This window comes from Amycolatopsis sp. FBCC-B4732, from assembly GCF_023008405.1.
GTDB classification, from domain to species: domain Bacteria; phylum Actinomycetota; class Actinomycetes; order Mycobacteriales; family Pseudonocardiaceae; genus Amycolatopsis; species Amycolatopsis pretoriensis_A.
The window spans coordinates 2,186,377-2,206,370 of sequence record NZ_CP095376.1 but is presented as its reverse complement, the minus strand read 5'-3'; the positions used below and the strand labels follow the sequence as shown (position 1 = coordinate 2,206,370).

Sequence of the window (19,994 nt, the reverse complement as noted above, 5' to 3'; positions counted from 1 at the left end):
TGTCTCATGGCAGGACGTACCTCGGCGGTCCACCCGGCCTCGTCGTCGCCGTCGCGAACTTTTCCGGGGAAAGTTGATATCCGTGAATCTTGTCCGCGGTGTCCACGATGAGGACGTTCAGGCTGGTGTCGTAGCCGATCCGCGCACCGGTTTTCGCATCGACGTGCGTGGTCCGGTTCACCCATCCCTGAAAGTAGTCCGCAAGCCTCTGCGGATCGTGGCCGATCCCCGGAATCTCGTGATCGGCGGCTGTGTCCGAGCCGTCATGCATTCGCTTCACCTGATAATCGACGCCATCGGCGACCTTGTCCCCGTGGGAGGCCCGCAGCCCATCGTAGGCCGCATCATTCAACCCCTCCACTTCAGGGTCGTAGCCACCGCAGTTGTGGACCAGGACCGGCGTGCCGCCCGCGTACACGTAGTACGTGTGCAGCCGGTCGATCGTCAGGTCGTAGGTGACCTCCGTCGAATGGTACGGCACCACCTCCTCGACCGTCGCCTCACCACCGTCCGCGGTCTGCAGGTGGTCGCCCGGCTGCAGGTTCACCGCCTCGACGAACGCGCCCCGCGTCACGTCGAAGAACGGGTGGTGGAACGTCGTCGTCAACGTCGCCGGCGCCGCCGACGCCGGGGCCGCGGCACCCGTCACCACCGCCGCCGAAACAGCCAGGCCCACCGCCGCCCGGCCCAACGCGCGGCGCAGCGGCTTCACCTTCACGTTCACGAAGTCGTGGTCGGTCTCCGTCTTGATCACCCGGTCGACCGGGTGCGACTCGATCCCGACCTTCCCCGGCTGCGAGTTCGAGATCCGATCCCCCACCTGCACCGAAGAAATCGGCTTCGCCGAACCATCCGCCAGCAGTACCTTCGTGGACGCCAGGAAGCTGTGGACCGGGCAGGCCGCGGGCTCCTCGGCCGAGCTTCGACCCCGAGCCCGGAGTCCCCCCAGAGCCCCGAACGCAGCGCCACCGGCACCACCGGCCAACGCACCCGACCCGGCCGCCGACAGCGCGCCGCCCACCGAACAATCCCGGCCACAGTTCAGGCCGTACCCGGCCAACGCCGTTACCCCGCCGCTGACCGCACCCGAACCCGCACCGATCAGACCCTGCGTAGCAGCCTGGGGCAGAACACCGTCCAAAGCCTCGGACACCAGCCGACCGCCCAGCGGGCCCGCCAGTCCGGCGCCCAACGCGCCACCCAAAGCCCCGAGACCCACCGCCTCGACAGCACCGCCGACAGAACAGTTGTGCGCCTTCGAACAATCCATCCCATAAGACACCGCACCACCGACCGCACCACCGATAGCCGCGCAGCCCACCGCGCCGATCCCCAGCGTCGCCGCCGTGCACGCCGCGCCGACGATCACTCCCGCCGCGATGCCCGCAATCGTCGACGCGTGGTCCTTCACGAACGTCGCCACGTGCGAAGCCGCCGACGCCGCCGCATGCCCGACTGCCGTCGCAGCCGTTGCTACTGCATGCCCCACACTCTTCGCCGCCGAAGCCACGGCATGGCCCACCGCCGCCGCTGCGTGCACCACCGCGTGCGCTGCCGTCTTCACCGCCTTCGCCACCGCGTGGTACGCCGTTTTCACCACGTGCACAGCCGCGTGGTAAACCTTCTTCACCGCTCGAACCACATGGTGGTACACCGTGCGCACCACCCGCGCAGCCGCGTGGTAAGCGTCGCGGACCACGTGGTACGTGGCCACCGCCACGTGCACGATCGGCTGCACCACATACGTGTTCACGAAGTGCGCCGCCGGCTGGATCACCTGGTGGTACACGAACGACGCCGCCGGCTGCACCACGTGGTTGCTCACGAACGACCACGCGTCGCTGAACCAGCCGTGCCCGGACGGGTCCGTGCCCGTCATCGGGTTGTCGTCGACGTAGGCGAACTTGTTGGCCTCCATCGGGTTCGGCACCGGGCTGTTCGACACCGTGTCGCGGTTCATGAACTGCCCGACCGCCGGGTTGTACCAGCGCGCCGCCATGTTCACGTTGCCCGTCGAACGATCCGTCCAGCCCGACTGGTACCCCAGCTGCCCCTTCACGTTCGCCGACGCCAGCACGTTCCCGAACGGGTCGTACGTGCTCGAACCCGCCAACGCCGAGCCGGTCGCCGTGAACGTCCCGACGACATCGGTGTGCTGGTCCACGAACGCGAACGCGCCGGTGCCGCCCGAGGCGATGCCGACCAGGCCGCCGCCGGGGTCGCGGCTGTAGGTCGACGTGCCGTCCGAGGCGATCGCGTTGCCCAGGCCCGAGAACGCGAACGTCGTCGTCGCGCCGGACGCGATCGTCGTGTCGGTCAGGTTCCGGCCGAGGCCGTCGTAGCCGAAGTTCTGCGAACCCTGCACGATCATCTGCCCGAAAGCGTCCGAAGAGGACACCAGGGAGCTGGTCGAGGACGCCCGCTCCCGCAGCGTGCCGCGCGCGCTGTAGGTGTAGGTGTTCGAGCCGTCGGACGTCAGCTCGTTGCGCGCGTCGTAGGTGTAGGTCGACGAGCCCACCTGCGTGCGGTTGCCCGCCGCGTCGTAGCCGTAGGCCACCGTGCTGACGCCGTTGTTCCACGACGCCAGCCGGTCGGCGAGGTCGTAGGTGTAGGTGTTGGCCGCCGCGCCGGCAAAGCCCGCGGTCGTCTTCGACGTCAGGTTGTCGTTGCCGTCGTAGCCGTAGCCGACCGACGCGATCGCCGCTCCCCCGGCCGTCTTCAGCGTGTCGCCGGTCAGGCGGTGCAGGCCGTCGTAGCCGAACGTCCGGGTGTTGCCGGTTCCGTACGTCACCCCGCTGACCTGGTTGAGCGCGTTGTAGCTCAGGGTCTGGGCGCCGCCGGTCGCCGCGTCGGTGATGCTCGAGAGCCGGTCGGCGCCGTCGTAGCCGTAGGAGGTGGTGCCCGCCGCGTCGGTGCGCGTGGTCATCAGCCCGTCGGTGTTGTAGGCGAACGACGACGAGCCCGCCGACCCGCTCGCGGTGAGCAGTTCGCCGCGGTCGTTGTAGCCCAGCGTCTCGCTCGAGGCCGCCTGGTGGTCCGAGTGACCGGTCACGCCCGCTTCGGCGGTGGCGACCGAGGTCAGCCGGCCGCCCGGGTCGTAGCCGAACGTCCGGGACGCGGTCGCGGCGTCCGCGCCGCCGCCGGTCTGGCTGACCAGGTTGCCGTCGTCGTCGTAGCCCGCCGAGACGGTCACCCCGCCCGGCTGGGTCTGCGTGACCGGGCGGCCCGCCGCGTCGTAGACCGAAGTGGACGTCCGGTCCGCGTCGGTGGTGTAGGCGGCGGTGGCCGGCTCGACCAGTGCCTCGGGCAGGTTCCACGGGTTGTAGCGGGTGATCGTCGGGTTGCCGCGCCCGTCGGTGAACCGCGTCCGGTTGCCCGCCGCGTCGTAGCCGAACGTCGTGGTGATCGACGACGTCGCCGACACCGGCTGGAGCTCGCTCGCCAGCCGGTTCGCGGCGTCGTAGGTGAACGTCCGGGGCGTGCCCCGGCCGTCCACACTCGACGTCAGGCGCCCACCGGCGTCGTAGGCCGCCGACGTCTGCTTCAGCACCGCGCCGGTCGCGTCCTTGCGGGTGACCCGCACCGGCCTGCTCGACTGGTCGTAGCTCGTCTCCGTGGACGTGTTGTCCGCCGCGGTGATCGACGCCTTCTCGCCGAGGTAGCTGTAGCCGTAGCGGGTCGTGTTGCCCGCGGCGTCGGTGACCGACGTGGTTTCCCCGAGCGCGTTGTACCCGTAGGAGGTGAGCGCGCCGTTCGGCGTCCTGGTCGACGCCAGGTTCGCGCCACCGGGGTTGAGCGGCGACGCGGCGTAGGAGTTCGTCGTGGTCGCGGTCAGCGTCGAGGGGTAGCGCTCGAACACCGTCGACGTCAGCGGCCGCGACAGGAAGTCGTAGGTCGCCTCGGTGCGCGCGCCGTTCGGGTCGGTCACCGACAGGCGATCGCCGTTCGTGTCGTAGGTCGACACGGACTTCGCCCCGGACGGCTTGGTGAGCCGGGCCAGGTTGCCGAGCTGGTCGAACTCGTACCCGGTGACGTGGTTCAGCGGGTCCTTTTCGGACACCACCTGCCCGATCTTGTCGTAGGTGCGGACGGTGGTCGCGGTGATCGGGGCGCCGCCGCCCGGCGGGCTGTAGTTCGGGTTGGTGACCGACACCGGCCGGCCCGACGCGTCGTAGACCGTGGTGATCTGGTTGCCGTTCGGGTCGACGCTCTCGACCGGCTCCCCGAACGAGTTGTAGCCGAGCGTGGTGACCGGGTGCACCGCGACGGGCGCCCCGCCGTTCGTCTCGGTGTTCACCGTCGGCGCGGTGGTCACCGCCGGGTTCCCGGCCTCGTCGTTCGCGTAGGCCGTGACGTTGCCGTTCGCGTCGGTCATCGACGTCGGCAGCCCGCGCTGGTCGACCGTCCACGTCGTCGTCTCCGCCGCCGAAGACGCGACGGTGCCACCGTTCCGGCCGCCGGTGAAGAGGGTCGAGACCTCGGCCGCGGACAGTGCGCGCGAGTACGCCTGGACGCCGCCGACCTGACCGGTGGCGTAGTTGCCGCTGACACCGGCGGCCCAGCCGTGCCCGATCACCAGCGGGCCGCCCGACGCCATCGGCGACGGGTCGGTCGTGCTCCCGGCGGCCGCGCCGTTGACGTACAGCGTCATCGCGCCGGTGCCGGAGTCGTACACGCCGGTGAGGTGGGTCCACCCCGCCTGCGCGGTCGCCGCCGATTCGGCGCGGTAGACCGTCGCGTTCGCGGCGTCGGTACCGTGCCGTGAGAACGACCACTTGTGGGCGGAGCCGTCGTACTCCAGGTAGAGACCGCTCATCACGGTCCCCTTCTGCACGACGAAGGTCTGCCAGGCGGTGCCGAGCGTGGCCGGGTTGACCCAGGCGGACACCGTGTACGCGGCCGCGGTGTTGAGCACCGGGCCGTTGGTGGCGATCTGCGAGCTGGTGCCGTCGAGGGTCGCGGCTCCGCCGGACCACGTGACCGCGGAGGCGGCGGCGGTGTTGCCGGTCCCCGAGGAGTCGGTGACCGTCGTACCGGACGGCTGGTTCAGCTTCCACCAGCCGACCGGGTGCCCGGCGCCGTCGGCGGCGAGCGACCGGGACGTGAGCACGCCCATCGGGTCGTAGGTGGTGCTGACCGTGCGGCTGCGCCCGGACGGGTCCGACTGCGTGCTCGTGGCGACCTTGTCGTCCGGGGTGTAGGACACCGAAGTCGTGCGCGCCGCGCCGGCGGGGTCGTCGACGGTCTGCGAGACGCGGCCCGCGGCGTCCACTGTGGACGCCGAGGTGTTCGCGCCGTTCCCGGTGACCGCGCCGACGAGGTTGCCGGCCGCGTCGTAGGTGTTCGACTCGGTGACGAAGGACTGCTGCCCGGTCGGGTCCTTGCGGGTGACGGTCGAGGTGAGCCCGTTGTCGGTGTAGGTGTAGGCGGTGGTGTTGCCCATCGAGTCCGTTTCGGCCGCCAGGCGCCCGGCCGGGTCGTAGGCGTTGGACTTCTGCGTCAGGAACGTCGCCGGCTGCGGGTCGGCCGGGTTGCCGGTGTACCAGAAGCCCTGGGTGAGCAGCCGGCCTTCGCCGTCGTAGGTCCAGTCCGTTTCGGTGCCGTTGGGATCGGTCTCGCTCTTCTTGTTGCCGTAGGCGTCGTAGGTGTAGGTGGTGACGTTGCCGTTCGCGTCCGTGGTGGACGCGACCTGGTCCTTGTCGTTGTAGACCGAGCTGGTGGTCCGGGCGGCGTCGCCGCCGGTGCCGTCGGCGACGGTCTGGGAGGTGATGCTGCCGTCGGCGTTGTAGACGCTGGTGGTGACGGCCGTGTGCACCGCGCCGGTCACCCGGTCGGTCACCGCCGGGTCGGTCTGCGAGACGACCTGGTCGCTGCCGTCGTAGCCGTAGGAGGTGACCAGCCCAGCCGGGTAGCTGTCGGACACCGCGGTCTTGGTCAGCACGCGCCCGAGCGGGTCGTAGGTGAACCGGGTGACGAGCCCGTCGGCGTTGGTCGTGCTGTCGACGTCACCGTTGTGCCGGTAGGCGATCTTGTTGACCGCGCCGCCGGGCGAGGTCGTCTTGACCGGCAGCCCGGCCGGGACGTTGCCGGTGTCGGAGGCGGGGTAGGCCGCGGTGCCGTCGCTGTAGGCGATGGCCGTGGTGCGCCCGTTCGGGAAGCCCGGGACCGGTGGCGTGGTCACCGAGGTCCGGTTGCCCGCGGTGTCGTAGCCGAACGTCGTCAGGTACGCCGGATCGGTCGCGCTCGCCGACCGGCCGTCCCGCGAGGTGAGCATCAGGTCGTTGCGCGCGTCGGCGGTCGTCAGCTGCGGGGTGGTGTCGTCGGGGAAGTACGTCGAATAGGTCGTCGAGCACTTCTCGCCGGCCTGGTTCTGGCAGGTGGTCTGCGAGACGGTGTTGCCGCGGACGTCGTGGCCGACGGTGACCACGTTGCCGTTGGGGTCGGTGCTGGTGTGCAGGAACCCGGACGTGTCGTAGCCGTAGGTCGTCCGGTGCCCGGCGGTGTCGGTCTCGGCCACCTTGTGGTTGCCGGCGGCCGGGTCGTACTGCAGCACCGACGTCTTGCCACCGGGATCGGTGATCGTCGAGGTCGTCAGCGGGGCGAGCCCCTGCGAGTTGCCCGCGGCGAGGAAGTGCTGGGCGACCTCGCCGGCCGACAGCGCCGACCGGTAGTAGGCGAGCTCCCCGATGGACCCGGTGAAGTAGTTCCAGGTGGTGCCCGCGGGCGCCGCGGGCCAGCCGCCGGTGTTGAACACACCCGCCCCGGCGAAGGCGTACGGGTCGACGTTGAAGATCTGCGCGGACAGCGTGCCGATCTGCTGGCCGTCGAGGTAGAGCGCCTGGCTGGTGTTCGCACCGCTGAGCACGACGTGGTGCCACTTGCCGTCGTTGACCTTCCCCGCCGAGGCCATGCCGGCCACGGAGTTGTCCCAGAAGTGCCCGTGCAGCTTGCCGTCCGTGCCGACGTACAGCACCGGCATCGCACCGGTCGACGGGTTCGCGGCGCCGAGCGGCGAGTTCCCGGTAGAGAACAGCATGCCGGCCGCGGCGGACGTCGTGGCGAACCACAGCTCGACCGACGCGGTGTTCGACGCGCTCACCACGTGGTCGGGCAGGGTGACGCCGGCGACCGTGCCGGGGAACTTCGCCGCGGTCGAGTCGGTGAACGGCCCGGTGACGCCGAGCGTCGCGTTCGTGTAGGCCGAGGGCCGGTAGCTGACCTCGCCCGCCGGGACGGCCGTGCCCGGCGCGTCGGCGAGCCGCTGGTACAGCTCGGGGTGCGAGCCGAGCACGGCGCCGCGGTAGACCTGGCTCGAGCCGGCCGCGGTCAGCGGCGCGTACTTCCACGTGCCGCCGTTCTCGTCGCCGATCTGGGTGACCGCCTGGGAAACCGGGTCGTAGGAAACGGTCGTGTGCACCGCGCCGGACGGGCGGGTGATCGAGGTGAGCAGGCTGGCCTGCTGCTTGCCCGCCTGGTAGAGCGGCATCTCCTGGACGCCGGGGACGGACTTGTCCCAGATGCCGACGTCGGCGATCTGCCCGTTGAAGAACGTCGCGGTGCCGGGCTGGCCGCTGTGGGACTGGTCCGGCCACGCGTTGCCGAGGAAGCCCGCGCCGATGTAGCGGTTCTGCGGGCCCATCGGCACGATCGCGCCGATCGACGACCCGACGAACTGGCCGTCGAGGTACATGCCCTGGCTCGTCGAGGAGTGCGTGAACACGACGTGGTGCCACGCGTTGTCGTTGACCGGGTTGGCCGTGGTGATCGTCTTGTCCGTGGCGCCGGTCCAGTACTCGCCGACGAGCTTGCCGTCGTTGCCGACGTAGAGCGCGGGCGTGTACTGCGACGCCGGGCTCGTCGTCTCGGTCAGCGGCATGGTGCTGTAGGAGAACAGGACGCCGTTGGTGGCCGCGGTCTTGAACCACATCGACACCGACATCGTGTTCGGCGCGGCCGCGTCGGCGCGCGGCAGCTGCAGGTACGACGAGGTGCCGTTGAACCCGGCGGCGGTCGCGGCGGACCCGGCGAGCGGACCGGGCCGGCCGAGGGTGACGTCGTGGTAGGTGCCGGCGTCGGCGCCTTCGTTGGTCAGCACCGCGCTCGCCGCGGTCGTCCCGGTCGCTTCGGCCAGCGGCCAGAACGAGTGCGGGCCGACGTCGAGGACGCTGGTGCGGTACGGCGAACCGGCCGTGTAGCCGTAGCGGGTGCAGCCGGTCGTGGTGCCCGGCGGGCAGACGCTCGTGAGCTGGTCGCCCGTGTACCCGTAGGTCCAGGTCAGCGGCGTGCCCGGGGTCAGCTCGTCGGTCGAGACCGTGGCGACGTGCGCGCTCGTGGCGCCGGCCGGAGTGGTCCAGGCCAGGTGCAGGGCCCGTCCGGACACCGCGGACGTGAGGGTCGCGGGGTGCCCGCCGGAGACGGTCAGGTTCACGGCGCGGCCGTTGGCGTCCGCGATGGACGACAGCTGGTAGACGCCCGAGCCGAGCGCCTGGGTGAAGGTGTAGACCGTGTCGTTCTTGTCGGTGAGGCTGTAGCCGCCGGTGATCGCCTTGAAGGTGGCGAACCGCCCGGCCGGCGGGGAGAACGTGCCGTCGGCGTTCTTCCCGTAGCCCACTTCGGAGCCGTCCGGGTAGGTCACCAGCACGCTGACGACCGTGCCGGAGCCGTCGAAGTCGTACTGCTCGGCCGCGCGCGCGTCGACCACGCTCGACCAGCCCGCGCCGAAGGCCCCGGTCGTGCGGGGATCCCGGGAGTTGTAGTCGCGCACCACCGACAGGGCCGGGCCGACCCCGCGCACTTCCGCGTCGGTGGCCGAAGTCGTGTAGTTGCCGATGCTGGGCTCGACCCCGTGCACGCCGGTGTTCTGCGACAGCGACGACGTCACCAGCGGCTGGTCGACGCTGACGGTGAGCGGGTTCCACGGCGGATCGGCCGAATAGGACGAACCGTCGTAGGCCTGCACGGCCCAGTAGTAGGTCTGGTTGTACTTGAGCTTCCCGGCCGGCACCCGCCAGGTGCCCTCGGCGACCAGGCCGGAGTCGGCGATGGTCGTGCCCGCCTGGTCGGCGACCTGGTAGCGGTACTTCAGCGCGCCCGGGCCGGCGTCGATGTCGTGGGCCGTGGCGAACAGGAACGGGACGAGGCTGGTGGTGACGCCACCCGCGCCCGGGTAGGCGGAGTCGACGACCGGCGGCACGTTCCCGCTCGTGGTCAGCGACAGCACCGGCTGGAACCCGGCGTTCATCTGCCAGGAGTCGAACTGCTTCCAGTGCAGCGAGTCGTTCGTGGCCGCGTAGACGGCGAGGCCGTTGTCCGCCACCGACCCGTTGGCCCAGCCGGTGAACGTCGCCGTGGACAGCGGCACGCTGACCCAGTCGCCCTTGGTGCGGTCGGCCGCGCGGTTGGCGCACGCGGTGGGCACGGACGGCGTGACGTTGCCGATGCTCGCGCCGTAGGACGGCCCCGGGTACGCGGAGACGCCGGACGGTGTCCAGGTCTGCGTCACCGGTGCGACGTCGAAGCGTTCGGCGGTGCAGGTCGACGCCCAGGTGTCGAACAGCTTCAGCGTCGCGGCGCTCACCGTGACCTGCGAGCCGTCGATGTCCTTCGGGAACTGGAGGAACGTGTTCGCCGAGTCGGGCCCGGAGTTGAACGACCCGATCTTGACGACCTTCTCCATCGAGTGGTCGCCGGGCGCGCCGATCTCGGCGTACGTCGAGGACGGCGTGTCGGTGAAGGTCGGGTCGACGGTCACCGGGAACACCCGCGCCGGGTCGGCCAGCCACTTCGGGTCCAGGGTGATCTTCAGCGCGGGCTTGCCCGCCGCGGAGCTGAGCTCGTACTTGATCGCGTACGTCGTGGCGGGCTCGCCGGAAACCGGGTCGACGCGCGAATCGAAGGCGTAGCCGCGGGGGATCCGCTGCCGCGTCGCGCCGCCGCCGTCGAGCAGGCTCACCGAACCGTCGGCTTCCAGCCGCGGGGTCAGGCCGTCGAGCGCCAGCGGGAAGACCCAGGTGTTCGGCGCGGTCGCGGCGTGCAGGACGAGCGACTCCTTCAGCCCGGTCGCGGTCGGCTCGAGCGCCACGTCGGTGCCCGCCAGCGCGCCCGGGTAGGTCGCGGCGTGGCCGTCGACGCGCGGGGCGACGGCACGGGCTCCCTGCAGGCCGTAGGAAACGGCGTGACCGGCATCGACGGTCAGGGTGGCCAGCGCGGGATCCGCCGCGCTGCCGGCGAAGTCGACGGCCAGCGAGTTGGCGGTCTCGTGCCAGCGGCCGTCCTGGCCGCCGCGCACCGTCGTGTCGATCGGCCGCCAGCCCCACGGCCCGTCGGCGAAGTTGACCGGGCCCCGCGTGTAGTCGCGGGTGACCGAGCCGTCGGCGTTGGTGAAGTAGTTCATCGTGGCGCTCGACTTCACCGCGTCGCGCCGGCTCGTCGCGGCGTCGAAGCCCCGGGTCGCCACGCCGCTCGGTCCCGGCGTCACTTTCCGGCCGTGGTCCCGATCCGCCGGCAGCTCACCGGGTGCGGCGCCGGGCGCGTGGCCCGTCCCGCCGCGGGCGCGGGTCGACGCGGTGCTCGCGTCGTGACCCTTGCCGTCGGCCGTGCCGCCCCCCTGCCGCGGGGTCGCGCCCCAGTGCGGGGAACCGGAGAACAGCGAACCGAGCCACGAGCCGAGCTCGGTGACCGGCAGGTGCCCCGGCGTCAGCTGAGCCGCGTCCGCCTGCCCGGTGCCCAGCGAAAGCCCCAGTCCCAAAAGAATTGAGGCAGCGCAAATCCGCGCAGCGCGATGACGCACGAGTCCCCCTCGATGTCCATCCCCGACGAACGGCGGATGAGTTCACCACACGGAAGGGTGCCCGGAAAAGACTCCAAAACAACCAGTCTTGAGATCCCGGACACCAGCCGCGAAGAACAAAAGGGACCAAATCGGACGAACGAATCCAATTCCTCAGTGCCCGGCGGTGTGCGCGGCCGTCCGGACCGCCTCGGCGACGTCCTGGCGGACATGATCAGTCACCCGCACGGGGGAGACGTTGGCCGCCTGCCGGCCGGAATCCCCCACGACGACGAACCCGGTGGCGGGGTGCCCGGGGGCCTCGGCGAGCGCCACGGCGCCGCCCGGCTCGCCCACCGTCAGGACGACGTCGCACCGGCGCTGGAGCAGGGAAGTCAAGTACGGGCGGTAGTTCGCGTCGGTCGCCGGGCCGGCCGCGGCGAGGTAGGAGACCTTGATCCCGGTGTCGCCGGACGCGTCCTGCAGCCCGGCCCAGACCGGGCCGGCGCCGGGGCTCGCGAGGCCCTGACCCCCGGTGAGCAGGCACGCCGAGAAGTCGGCGTACACCCGCGCCCGGGCGGGCGGGAGGTCCGGCTGCTCCCCCGACGGCCACACCGCCACCGCCACTACGACACCGGCGGCCACGACCCCGGCCGCCGCGGCCACCCACCAACGCCGCACAGGAACCCCCTCGTTTCCGCGCCCGGCTCCAGACGCTCCCCGGTCAGTGTGCCCTGCCGCCCGATCGCCGCGATCGGCCGCGCCGACCGACCGGCCGCGATACCGGTGGGAAATTGACCGACGAACCGTTTTCTTCGGTTCCCGGACTGGATCTACCCAGGGAATTCGGCGTCGGTTAAAGTCCCGCTCGGATCGAAACCGGGGAGGACTCCATGGTGTTGCGCGCCCTTGTCGTGGTGCCCGCGTTGGCGGTGGGAATGCTGTTGTGCACCGTTCCCGCACAAGCGAACAGCACGCCGGCCCATCCCGAATCCGACTTCATGGGTTCGATGGTGCACCGCGTCGAAGGGCACAGCTCGGCCCGCGCGACGACCCGCGCCGCGGCGGCGGCCGCGACTCCGAACGCGGCGGGCATGGACGTCAGCCACTGGCAGAACTCGGTGGACTGGACCACGGCCGCGACGAACGGGGCGACCTTCGCCTACATGAAGGCGACCGAGGGTACGACCTACGTCGACGACCGGTTCGCCGCGAACTACGCGGGCTCGGCGAACGCCGGGCTGATGCGCGGCGCCTACCACTTCGCCTTGCCCGACACCGCTTCCGGTGCCGCGCAAGCCACCTTCTTCCTCGCCCAGGGCGGCGGCTGGGTCGCCGACGGGCACACCCTGCCGCCGGTGCTGGACATCGAGTACAACCCGTACGGCACCGCCGACTGGGCCGGCTGGTGCTACGGCCTGACCCCGGCGCAGCTGACCGCGTGGATCACCGACTTCACCACCACCGTCCACGACCGCACGAACCGCTGGCCGGCGATCTACACGACCAACGGCTGGTGGGCCAACTGCACCGGCGGCGACACCGGCACCGCCGCGAACAGTCCACTGTGGATCGCCCACAACGGCACCGACCCGGGCACCATCCCCGGCGGGTGGAGCGCCTACACGTTCTGGCAGTACGCCGATTCCGGCACCTTCCCCGGCGACCAGGACTACTTCGGCGGAACCGCCGACCAGGTCCGGGCGGTCGCGCTCGGCAGCGGGCCGGACAAGATCGCCGAGCACTACGCCGCGCTGGGCGGCGCCGCGTCCTACCTGGGCACCCCGGTGGGCGGCGAAACCCCGGTCGCCGGTGGCTGGGAGCAGAAGTACACCGGCGGCGTCATCGACTACGCGCCGAACACCGGCGCGTTCGCGGTGCACGGCGACATCCTGACCGCCTACCAGCGCCTCGGCGGTCCGGCCGGCGCACTCGGCTTCCCGGTGGCCGACGAGACGACGACGTCCGACGGCGCCGGCCGCTACAGCGACTTCGTGATCGGCTCGATCTACACGACGCCGGGCACCGGCGCGCACGGCATCCAGGGCGAGATCCGCAAGAAGTGGCGGGCGCTCGGCGCGGAGAAGGGCCTGGGCTACCCGACGACGGACGAGACGTCGACACCCGACGGCGTCGCGCGCTACAACCACTTCAGCACCAACGCTTCGATCTACTACACGGTCGGCACCGGCGCCCACAACGTCCAGGGCGAGATCCGGAAGAAGTGGGCCGCGCTCGGCTGGGAACGCGGCCTCGGCTACCCGACGACCGACGAGTCGAGCACGCCGGACGGCGTCGCCCGGTACAACCACTTCACGACCGGCTCGTCGATCTACTACACCGTGAACACCGGCGCCCACAGCATCCAGGGCGAGATCCGGAAGAAGTGGGCGGCACTGGGCTGGGAACGCGGCCTCGGCTACCCGACCACGGACGAGTCGAGCACCCCGGACGGAGTGGGCCGCTACAACCACTTCACCAACTCCGCGTCGGTCTACTGGACCGCGTCCACGGGAGCGTGGTCGATCCACGGCGCGATCCGGGACAAGTGGGCCTCGCTGGGCTGGGAGCGCAGCGCACTCGCCTACCCGACCAGTGACGAATACGGCGTGTCCGTCGGGCGCCGCAACGACTTCCAGCACGGTGGCGTCACGTACAACACCAGTACCGGCGCGACCACCGTCACCTACAGCTGACGGAAACCGCGTCGCGGAAGGCCGCCACGTGCGCTGTGGCGCACCGGTTCGGGAGGTCGCCGGGGACGACGACGCTGCCGGTGATCGTCAGGGCCGGCCGGAGCGGGATCGCGCGGACGCGGGTCGAGCCGATCTCGGCGACCTGGTCGGCGGGCAGCACCGCCCAGCTGTCCGGATCGGAGCCCACCTCGACGACGGTGTCCTGGACCGCTGCGGCCGGGCGGCCCAGCCGGGGACTCACCCCCGCCTCGCGCAACGCGGTCGTCACCACGTCGTGCACGGACGCGTCCGGGACCCGCAGGACGCCGCCGGCCAGGTCGGCGAGGGCGACCGCGGGGAGGTCCGCCGCCCGGTGGTGCCGGGAGACGACGGCGAACAGCGGTTCCGTCCACGCCGGCAGCGTGCGGAGGCCCGGCACCGACGGCACGCCGCGGGCCAGCGCCACGTCGAGGTCGCCCTGGCGGAGGGCGTTCAGGCGCGCGGCGAGCGGGAGGTCGACGAGCACGACGTCGAACGACGCCGGGCTCGCGCGCAGGGCGTCGATACCGCGCTCGAGGCGGCCGGTGAACCCGGCGGCGGTGCCGATGCGCATGGTCCCGGTGGGCACCGCGGCGGCGGCACGGACCTCATCGGCGGCGGCGAGGGCGGCGCGTGCCGCGTCGAGCACGCGGCGGCCGGTGCCGGTGAGGCGGACCCGGCGCGGGGAGCGGTCGAACAGCCGGGCACCCAGTTCGCGTTCCAACCGGGCGATCTGCCTGCTGACCGCGGGCTGCGCGATGTGCAGACGCTCGGCGGCGCGGCCGAAGTGCAGTTCGTCGGCGACGGTGACGAAGTACCGCAGCGCTCGTAGTTCCACGTCTCCTCCTCGCACGATAACGACAGGTTATCGCTGCACGTGAGCTTCGGATCTGGTTCACCTCCGGGCCGGGTGCTGGAGTCGTCGCATGACGATCGAACTCGGCGTGCTCGGTGCCCACCTGCGCGACCATCAAGTGACCCCGGACCGGGCGGCCGAACTGGAAGCGGCCGGGTACGGCACGCTGTGGCTGGACGCCTCTCCCCCGGCCGACCTCGCCGTGGCGGAACAGCTGCTCGACGCCACCGCGCGGCTGACCGTCGGGACCAGCGTCGTGAACGTGTGGACCGCCGACGCGGACACCGTCGCCGCCTCGTACCACCGCATCGCCGCCGCGCACCCCGGCCGCTTCCTGCTCGGCGTGGGGATCGGGCACCGCGAGGTGCACACCGGATACGCGTCGCCGTACGACACCCTGGTGTCCTATTTGGACCGGCTGGCCGCGGCCGGGGTGCCCGAAGACCGGATCGTGCTGGCCGCGCTCGGCCCGCGGATGCTGCGACTGGCCCGCGACCGCACGGCCGGCACCCTCCCGTGCATGAGCACGCCCGAGCACACCCGGCGGGCGCGGGCGATCCTCGGCCCGGGCAAGCTCCTCCTGCCCGGCCACTTCGCGGTCGTCGACCCCGACCCCGGGCGCGCCCGGAAGCTGGCCCGCTCCGCGCCCCCGGGCACGGCCCTGCAGGTCACCAACTACGCCACCAACCTGCGACGGCTCGGCTACACCGACGACGACCTCGCCGACGCCGGCAGCGACCGCCTCATCGACGCACTGGTCGCACACGGCGGCCCGGCGGCCGTCGCGGCGGGTCTGCACGCCCACCTGCACGCCGGCGCGAACCACGTCGGCGTCTACCCGCTCGGCGAGGACCCGGTCCGCACGCTCCGCGACGTCGCCGAAGCCGTGACCGGCGCCTGACCCCACCGGGTGCGGGCCGCTCACCCCAGGATCGAGCGGCCCAGCCCGGTCAGCACCGCGTCGTCCTGGGGCGTGTGGACGCGGCTGCAGAGGACGTCGCGGTAGTGGCGCTGCAGCGGGTTCCCGTGCGTCAAGCCGGGATTTCCCGCCAGGGCGACCGCGTGCTCGACCGCTTCGATGAGCAGCCGCGTCGCCAGCACCTTGGCGACGCCGGCGTCCGCTCCGACGACCCCCTGGTCCGCCCGGGCGGCGACGCCGAAGAGGATTTCCTGGGCGCCGGTGATGCGGGCGGCGATCTCGCCCACTCCCGTTTGGAACCGCGGCAACGTCGACAGCGGCTTGCCCAGCCCGCTCGGGACGCGCTCGCGCAGGAAGCCGGTGAGCCAGTCCAGCGCGTTGCGCGCCACGCCGAGGTAGAGCGCCGGCAGCGCCAGCGGGAAGGTGAGCACCGGCGGGCGCTGGGTGTCCGGTGTGGACAGTCCGGCGGTGGCGTCCGCCGGAACCGGGACGTCGGTGAAGACGACGTCGTGGCTCGCGCTCGCCCGCAGGCCGAGGTGGTCCCACGTCGGTTCGATCGTGATGCCCGGCGCGTCGGCACGCACCAGGAATCCGCCGACGCGCGGCTCGGGTTCGTCGGTCCGCGCCCAGACCACCAGCCGGCGCAGGCCTTCCGAGCCGGTCGAGTAGATCTTGCGGCCGGTGAGCCGCCAGCCGTCCGCGGTCCGGCGGGCGATCGTCGCGGGCAGGCCACCGCGGGTGGGCGAGCCCAGCTCGGGCTCCACGCGCAGCGCGTTGATCAGGACCGGCCGGTCCGCGGACTCCGCGAGCACCTCGCGGTAGATCTCGTCGGGCCACGTCGGCGTTTCGCCCTGCGCGGCGTGCACGAACAACGTCATCGCCGTGACCAGCGCGACCGACGGGTCGCCGCGGCCGAGCTCGGCGAGCAGGCGGGCCGTGTCGAGGACGCCCGCGCCCGGGCCGCCGTAGCGCGGGTGCACCGTGGTCGTCAGCAACCCCGCCGCGTGCACCAGTTCGACGCCTTCGTGCGGGAACGTCGCTTCGCGGTCGTGCTCCCCCGCGCGGGCCGCGAGCGCGGTGGCGATCGACGGCAGCGCGCCCAGGTCGGGCTGCGGCACGGTGGCGACGCTGGTGCTCACGAAGTCCTCCGGGGAGTCGGGTTGCGGGGACGATAAGCCGTCCCGCGCGCCCGGGGCCAGCGCGTCCAGCAAATGGACACCCGGAGCTGACCAATTGACAGCGCCGCGGCCGATGCCGTTCGCTACGAAGGCGTTTGGGTTGCGGCGAAAGGAAAAGCAGATGTCCGTCGAGTTCGTCGGCATGATCGGCACGCGGGACGCGAGCGAGACCCGGCCGGCCAGAGGACCGGTGATCGACCCCGGTTACGTGCGGCGGTTCGCCCGCGCCCACGAGGACGGCGGCTTCGACCGCGTGCTGATCGGCTACGGCGCGGGCTGGCCCGAAGGCCAGCAGGTCGCCGCCTACGCCGCCGCGCACACCGAACGGCTCGGCCTGCTCATCGCCCACCGGCCCGGGTTCGTCGCACCGACGCTCGCCGCGCGGGCGTTCGCGACGCTCGACCACTTCAGCGGCGGCCGGGTCGCGGTGCACACCATCACCGGCGGCAGCGACGTCGAGCAGGCCCGCGACGGCGACTACCTCGGCAAGGACGAGCGCTACGAGCGCACCGACGAGTACCTGGAGATCCTCAAGCGCTCGTGGACCTCCGGCGACGCCTTTTCCCACCACGGCAAGCACTACCGGCTCGACGGCTACACCCCGCAGGTGCGGCCGCTGCAGAACCCGCGGATCCCGGTGTACTTCGGCGGTTCCTCCGAAGCCGCCTACCGGGTCGGCGGCAAGCACGCCGATGTCTTCGCGCTCTGGGGCGAACCGCTGGCCGAAACGGCCGAGCAGATCGCCGCCGTCCGGGCCGCGGCCAAGGCCGCCGACCGGCTCACCCTGCCGGGGATCAGCGTGTCGTTCCGCCCGATCCTCGGCCCCACCGAGGACCTCGCCTGGGAACGCGCGCAGCGGATCCTCGACACGATCACGGCGTCCGGCGCGGCGAAGGCGGCCCGCGAGTGGCGCGACGGCGGCACCCCGGCCAACGTCGGCAGCGTCCGGCTGCTGGCCGCGGCCGCGAAGGCCGATCGCCACGACCGTGCACTGTGGACACCCACGGCCACCGCCACCGGCGCGGCCGGCAACTCCACCGCGCTGGTCGGCACGCCGGAAACCGTCGCGAAAGCCTTGCTGGACTACGTCGACATCGGCGTCACCACCCTGCTGATCCGCGGCTACGACCCCCTCGACGACGCGATCGACTACGGCAGGCACCTGCTGCCGCTGGTCCGCGCCGAGCTCGCCCGCCGCGACCGGCGACCGGCCACGGCGGCCGCCGTATGACGCTCGCCCCACCCGTCCCGGCGAGCTGGAGCCCGCCGGCGAGCGCCGCGGTCCGCGGCACGGTGCTGGTGCTGCCGGGCCGCGGCGAACACGCCGGGACCTACCCCCGGCTGGGCGCCCGGCTCGCGTTCGACGGCTACCGCGTCACGGTGCCGGACCCCGGCGTCCCGGTGAAGGTCGCCGCCGGCCCGGGGCCCGTGGTGCTGCTCGGCCACGACACCGGTGCCACCCGGGCCCTCGAGCTCGCCTCGACCCTGCCGGTCGCCGCCGTCGTCGCCAGCGGGCTCCCCCTCGGCGCGCCGCGCGGCTGGGAGGACGAGCTGGACGCCCGGACCGCCTGCCCGGTCCACCGCGCGCTGCTCGAATCCGACGACCGCTTCGCACGGGGCGAGCTCGGCGAGCCCGCACGGACGTCGTCCGCCCGTCCCCCGGTCCCGGTCCTCGTCCTGCACGGCGAAGCCGACCGGGTCGCCGGCGCCGAGGCCGCCCGGGCGTACGCGGCGAACCTCCCGGACGCCCGGTTCGTGCTGGTCTCCGGCGGCCGCCACGACGTGCTCAACGACGTCGACCACCGCAGCGTCGCCGCCGAGATCGTCCAGTTCCTGGAGTGGCTGCGGGCCGGAGCGGGCGCGCCGGCCCTGGTCCGGGGATGATGGCGGGTATGCGCATCTCGGCCCGGGCGGACTACGCGATCCGCGTCCTGCTGGAGCTGGCCGCGGACACCACGCGGCCGATCACCTGCGAGGCCGTCGCGTCCACCCAGGACATCCCGGCGCGGTTCATCAAGGCCGTCCTGCGCGACCTGCGCCAGGCCGGGCTGGTCCGCAGCCAGCGCGGCTGCGAAGGCGGCTACTGGCTGGCCAGGACGGCCACCGAGATCACCGTGCGGGACGCCGTCGTGGCGGTCGACGGCGAGTTCCTCTCCGTCCGCGGCGAACCGCGCCCCGCCCTCGCCTACCACGGCACCGCCGCCGGGCTCGGCCCGTTCTGGTCCGGCGTCGAGGCCGGCCTGGACTCGATCCTGCGCGCGACGACGCTCGCCGACCTGCTCACCGGTGCCGCCACCGGCCGACGAAAGGACACCCCGGCATGACCGACCTCTGGCACCAGCCGCTGCGCCACATCCGCGGCGCGGACCTGACCGGCGACACGAACCAGACGACCGGGATGACGCGGCTGGAGGCGATCTCCGGCAAGACGGTCGGCTCGTCGAAGGTCTGGATGGGCGAGACGCACGTCGCGCCGGTGACCAACTCGGGCGACCACCACCACGGCGAGGCCGAGACCGCGATCTACGTCAAGTCCGGGCACCCGGTGTTCGTCTTCGCCGACGGCGACGAAGAGGTCCGCATCGAAACCGGCCCCGGTGACTACATCTTCGTGCCGCCCTACGTGCCGCACCGCGAGGAGAACCCGACCGACGAAGAAGCGGTCGTGATCATCGCGCGCAGCAGCCAGGAAGGCATCGTGGTCAACCTGCCGAGTCTCTGGTCCCCGGTCGACGTACCCGAGGACTGACGGATGGGCCCGGCGCTCGAAGTCGTCGAGTACACCGACCCGGCGTGCCCGTGGGCGTGGGGTTCGGAACCGAAGTTCCGCCTGCTGCGGGCGGAACTGCCGGCCGTGCGGTGGCGCCGGGTGTTCGGCATCCTCTTCGACGACGACGAGGACCCCGCGCCGGACCCGGCCGCGGAAGCCGCCTGGTACGCGAAGTTCATCGACGGCGTCACCGAGCACACCGGCGCCCCGAAACCGCCGCACCTGTCCTGGGTGGCGAAGACGAGCTGGCCCGCTTCCCTGGCCGCGAAAGCCGCCGAGGCGCAAGGGGAAGCGGTGGCCGACCGGGTCCTGCAGCGGCTGCGCGAGACGACGTTCCTGCTCGGCACCCCGGCCGACGACCCCGAGCGCGTGCTCGCCGCCGTCGACGGCGTCCCGGGCCTCGATCTCCCCGCGTTGCGGACGGCGATGGCGAGCGACGAAGTCCGCCGGGCCGTGCGCGAAGACTGGCGTGAGACGCGAAACCCGTGCCCGGAAGTCCTCGACATCACCGCGCCCGGACCGCACAGCGGCCGCGTGAAACACCTCGAACACCACGTCCGCTACGCCTTGCCGACGCTGACGTTCACCGGCCCCGGCGGCCGGTTCGTCGTGCCCGGCTGGCGTCCCCTGCGCGAGTACTTCGACGCGGCGCGCGCCGCGTCGGTCCACAGTGGAACCCTTCCCGGCTCGTGGGAACCCGGCCGCGGGCGTTGACTCTCCCCGCCCGCCGGGGAAAATAGACACGTGTCGGTGACTGATCAGCCCGGCACCGTCACCGAAACTCCGCAC

11 protein-coding genes are annotated in these 19,994 nt (G+C 72.1%); 7 read left to right on the top strand and 4 right to left on the bottom strand.

Annotation, left to right across the window (positions count from 1 at the left end):
* Positions 1 to 4: 4 nt before the first annotated feature.
* Complete coding sequence (locus tag MUY14_RS09420; protein ID WP_247022517.1) at positions 5 to 10,747, bottom strand: LamG-like jellyroll fold domain-containing protein; 10,743 nt, start codon at positions 10,745 to 10,747, stop codon at positions 5 to 7.
* 195 nt (positions 10,748 to 10,942) lie between these two features.
* Positions 10,943 to 11,449 (bottom strand): hypothetical protein, encoded by a 507-nt coding sequence (locus MUY14_RS09415; RefSeq protein ID WP_247022516.1) that lies wholly within the window; start codon positions 11,447 to 11,449, stop codon positions 10,943 to 10,945.
* 212 nt (positions 11,450 to 11,661) lie between these two features.
* On the opposite strand from MUY14_RS09415, the gene MUY14_RS09410 reads away from it, so the two are divergent.
* Entirely contained in the window at positions 11,662 to 13,464 is a 1,803-nt protein-coding gene (locus MUY14_RS09410; RefSeq protein WP_247022515.1) for a GH25 family lysozyme, read from the top strand.
* Here the strand turns inward: MUY14_RS09410 and MUY14_RS09405 are convergent.
* On the bottom strand, positions 13,451 to 14,320 hold the full coding sequence (locus tag MUY14_RS09405; protein ID WP_247022514.1) for a LysR family transcriptional regulator: 870 nt from the start codon (positions 14,318 to 14,320) through the stop codon (positions 13,451 to 13,453). The two genes, MUY14_RS09410 and MUY14_RS09405, sit on opposite strands and share 14 nt — an antisense overlap.
* Before the next feature lie 88 nt (positions 14,321 to 14,408).
* On the opposite strand from MUY14_RS09405, the gene MUY14_RS09400 reads away from it, so the two are divergent.
* Entirely contained in the window at positions 14,409 to 15,239 is an 831-nt protein-coding gene (locus tag MUY14_RS09400) for a TIGR03620 family F420-dependent LLM class oxidoreductase (protein ID WP_247022512.1), read from the top strand.
* Positions 15,240 to 15,259: 20 nt separating this feature from the next.
* Here the strand turns inward: MUY14_RS09400 and MUY14_RS09395 are convergent, their stop codons facing one another.
* Entirely contained in the window at positions 15,260 to 16,396 is a 1,137-nt protein-coding gene (locus tag MUY14_RS09395) for an acyl-CoA dehydrogenase family protein (protein ID WP_247022510.1), read from the bottom strand.
* A 160-nt stretch (positions 16,397 to 16,556) separates the two neighbouring features.
* Here MUY14_RS09395 and MUY14_RS09390 point away from each other — a divergent pair, with 160 nt between their 5' ends.
* The 5 genes from MUY14_RS09390 to MUY14_RS09370 are packed head-to-tail and all read left to right on the top strand — an operon-like array spanning position 16,557 to position 19,919.
* Complete coding sequence (locus MUY14_RS09390) at positions 16,557 to 17,666, top strand: LLM class flavin-dependent oxidoreductase (protein ID WP_247022508.1); 1,110 nt, start codon at positions 16,557 to 16,559, stop codon at positions 17,664 to 17,666.
* Positions 17,663 to 18,319 carry an alpha/beta hydrolase gene (locus MUY14_RS09385; protein WP_247022506.1) on the top strand — a complete coding sequence of 219 codons (657 nt, stop codon included), beginning with the start codon at positions 17,663 to 17,665 and terminating at the stop codon, positions 18,317 to 18,319. The genes MUY14_RS09390 and MUY14_RS09385 overlap by 4 nt, the downstream gene beginning before the upstream one ends.
* A gap of 8 nt (positions 18,320 to 18,327) precedes the next feature.
* Positions 18,328 to 18,759 carry an Rrf2 family transcriptional regulator gene (locus tag MUY14_RS09380; RefSeq protein WP_247022504.1) on the top strand — a complete coding sequence of 144 codons (432 nt, stop codon included), beginning with the start codon at positions 18,328 to 18,330 and terminating at the stop codon, positions 18,757 to 18,759.
* A complete protein-coding gene (locus MUY14_RS09375; protein ID WP_247022503.1) occupies positions 18,756 to 19,184 on the top strand; it encodes a cupin domain-containing protein in 429 nt (142 codons plus the stop codon). The genes MUY14_RS09380 and MUY14_RS09375 overlap by 4 nt, the downstream gene beginning before the upstream one ends.
* Before the next feature lie 3 nt (positions 19,185 to 19,187).
* A complete protein-coding gene (locus MUY14_RS09370) occupies positions 19,188 to 19,919 on the top strand; it encodes a DsbA family protein (protein WP_247022502.1) in 732 nt (243 codons plus the stop codon).
* The last annotated feature ends 75 nt before the right edge of the window (positions 19,920 to 19,994 follow it).

Excerpts from the sequence above, each read along its gene's own strand:
- MUY14_RS09370 (WP_247022502.1), top strand. The coding sequence starts at position 19,188 with ATGGGCCCGGCGCTCGAAGTCGTCGAGTACACCGACCCGGCGTGCCCG.
- MUY14_RS09380 (WP_247022504.1), top strand. The coding sequence starts at position 18,328 with ATGCGCATCTCGGCCCGGGCGGACTACGCGATCCGCGTCCTGCTGGAG.
- MUY14_RS09400 (WP_247022512.1), top strand. The coding sequence starts at position 14,409 with ATGACGATCGAACTCGGCGTGCTCGGTGCCCACCTGCGCGACCATCAA.
- MUY14_RS09390 (WP_247022508.1), top strand. The coding sequence starts at position 16,557 with ATGTCCGTCGAGTTCGTCGGCATGATCGGCACGCGGGACGCGAGCGAG.
- MUY14_RS09385 (WP_247022506.1), top strand. The coding sequence starts at position 17,663 with ATGACGCTCGCCCCACCCGTCCCGGCGAGCTGGAGCCCGCCGGCGAGC.
- MUY14_RS09375 (WP_247022503.1), top strand. The coding sequence starts at position 18,756 with ATGACCGACCTCTGGCACCAGCCGCTGCGCCACATCCGCGGCGCGGAC.
- MUY14_RS09410 (WP_247022515.1), top strand. The coding sequence starts at position 11,662 with ATGGTGTTGCGCGCCCTTGTCGTGGTGCCCGCGTTGGCGGTGGGAATG.